At 34.4% G+C, this 3,046-nt stretch carries 2 protein-coding genes; both read left to right on the forward strand.

Going from position 1 to position 3,046, the window contains the following annotated elements:
• The coding region (gene hemA / locus BIY23_RS03675; protein ID WP_070065211.1) for a 5-aminolevulinate synthase at positions 1-958 on the forward strand (958 nt) is incomplete at its 5' end.
• A gap of 116 nt (positions 959-1,074) precedes the next feature.
• On the forward strand, positions 1,075-3,046 hold a 1,972-nt coding region (locus BIY23_RS03680; RefSeq protein ID WP_070065190.1), incomplete at its 3' end, for an ATP-dependent Clp protease ATP-binding subunit.

Consider the following 3,046-nt stretch of genomic DNA (forward strand, 5'->3'; position numbering starts at 1 on the left):
AAGGAATATATCTGGTACAACCAAAGAAGTAGTTGAATTAGAAAAGTCCTTAGCCAGCCTGCATAAAAAGGAAGCTGCTCTCACCTTTGCTTGTGGATATTTGGCTAATCAAACCTCATTAAGTACTTTATTGTCTATTATTCCAGAAGTAGTGATTTTTTCAGATGAAAAGAATCATTCCTCAATGATAGAAGGTATCAAGTCTGGTAGAAGACCAAAGCATATATTTAGGCATAACGATGTAACGCATCTAGAACAGTTATTAAAATCTATAGATAAAGATACACCTAAAATCATTGCTTTTGAATCTATATATTCAATGGATGGGGATATAGCACCACTAAGAGAAATATGCGATCTTGCAGAGCAATATAATGCTATTACCTATTTAGATGAAGTACATTCAGTGGGATTATATGGTGCACATGGTGGTGGCATCGCAGAAGAATATGGTTTAATGGATAAGCTAACTGTAATTCAAGGTACATTATCTAAGGCTTTTGGGGTAATGGGTGGATATATTGCATCTTCAAAAAATTTGATTGATGTAATTAGGAGTTATGCTCCAGGATTTATCTTTACTACTGCTATGTCACCTATGCTTGCATCAGCTGCAAGAGCCAGTGTTGAACACTTAAAATCAAGCAATGTTGAGCGTAAGGCACATAGAATTGTTGTTGAGAAAGTAAAAAACTCATTAAAAAATGCTGGTATTAGTTTTTTACTTACAGAAACTCATATTATTCCTATAATCATTGGCAACCAAGAATTATCAAAAGCAGCATCAAAGCTGTTGTTTGATGAATATGCAATATATGTACAACATATTAATTATCCTACAGTACAAAAAGGTAGTGAACGGTTCCGCATTACTCCAACACCTTATCATACTGATGAGATGATAAAGCATTTAACAGATTCTTTAGTAGAAGTATTCAAAAGGCTTGCACTGTTATGAACTGAAGTTGATATCAAATTGATATTGATTATTTAGATTTTGTTATTAATAAGAAATTAGTTGATACTTTTTAATTAGTGCTTATATAATTCTTGCAAGCAAATTTTAGTTTATTCATGGACCTTAATAAATTTACTGAACAAGCAAGGAATCTTATACAAGGGGCACAGACAAAAGCGCTAGGAAGTGGGCACCAGATGTTTATTCCTGAGCATCTGCTTAAAGTGATGCTTGAAGAAGAATCTGGGTTGATTAATGATTTGATAAATGCTTCTGGTGGAAATATACAGAATATTTCTAATGCTGTAGATAGTGCACTAAGAAAGCTGCCAGTTGTTGAAGGTCCAGGAAATGGTAGTTTACAGCTTTCAAGAGAAATGGCTAGAGTATTTGAAAATTCACTAGATATTGCAAAGAAAAATAATGATTCTTTTATCACTGTTGAACGGTTATTACAAGCTATAGTAATGTTGAAGGATAGTACTGCTAGTAAGATTCTAGCAGAAAATGGTGTTACATTACAGAAATTGAATTCAGTGATTACAGAGATGAGAAAAGGTAATAGAGCAGATTCGCCAAATAGCGAAGAAAAATTTAATGCTGTAAGCAAGTATACAAAAGATATCACAGCTCTTGCAATACAGGGTAAACTTGATCCTGTAATTGGACGTGATGAGGAAATAAGACGTACTATGCAGGTATCACTTAGACGGACAAAGAATAATCCAGTGTTAATAGGTGAACCTGGTGTTGGAAAAACTGCAATAGTAGAAGGTTTAGCAAATAGAATTGCTGCAAATGACGTGCCATTGGGTTTATGTGATGCAAAAGTTCTTGCATTAGATCTTGGGACCTTGATTGCTGGAACTAAGTTTAGGGGGGAATTTGAGGAAAGATTAAAAGCAGTGATTCATGAAATTTCAAAATCTGAGGGAAAAATTCTCTTGTTTATAGATGAGCTCCATACTTTAATTGGAGCAGGAGCAACAACTGGTGCAATGGATGCTTCAAATTTACTTAAGCCTGCACTTGCAAGAGGAGAAATTCGTTGCATAGGGGCTACTACGTTAGATGAATATAGAGAACATATAGAAAAAGATCCTGCGCTAGCAAGGCGGTTCCAACCTATTTTTATATCCGAACCGACAGAAAGTGATACAATTTCTATTTTAAGAGGGCTAAAAGAAAGGTATGAAGTACATCATGGTATTAGAATCACTGATAGTGCTATAATTACTGCTGCTACGTTATCTAATAGATACATTACAGATAGATTTTTACCTGATAAAGCAATAGATTTAATAGATGAAGCGGCAAGTAGGGTGAGAATTGAGATGGATAGTAAACCTGAGGTCATTGATGAACTGGATAGAAAAATTATTCAATTAAAAATTGAGGCAGAAGCACTGAAAAAAGAAAATGATGAAAGTTCCAAGCAACGTTTAAATAAAATAAATGAGGAGATAGAAAAGTTAAATAAAAAATTTGTTGATCTCAGTAGTAACTGGCAAATGGAAAAAAATAAAATCACTAGAATACAGAAAACTGCTGAGAAACTAGATAACGTTAGAAAAGAATTGGAATTAGTGCAACGTAGTGGAAATCTTGCTAGGGCAGGTGAGTTGATGTATGGTGTTATACCTACACTTGAAACTGCACTAAAAGCGCAAGAAAAAGTATCAAGTGTTTTCCTGAAAAAAGAAGTTACTGAAAATGATATTGCAAATATTGTTTCAAAATGGACTGGTATTCCAGTTGAAAATATGATGCATAGTGAAAGGGAAAAACTACTTAATATGGAAAATGAGATAGGGAAGAGTGTTATAGGGCAGAAGGAAGCTATAAAGGCAGTCAGTGATGCTGTTAGACGTTCACGTTCTGGGGTACAGGATACAGATAGGCCTTTTGGATCATTTTTATTTTTAGGTCCTACTGGAGTAGGTAAAACAGAGCTTGCAAAGGCCCTTGCTAGTTTCTTATTCAATGATAAATTAGCTCTGTTACGTTTTGATATGTCAGAATACATGGAAAAGCATTCTGTTGCTAAATTAATAGGGNNGNNACCTGGATATGTTGGGTATGAACAAG

The organism is Wolbachia pipientis (assembly GCF_001752665.1).
Lineage (GTDB): Bacteria > Pseudomonadota > Alphaproteobacteria > Rickettsiales > Anaplasmataceae > Wolbachia > Wolbachia pipientis_A.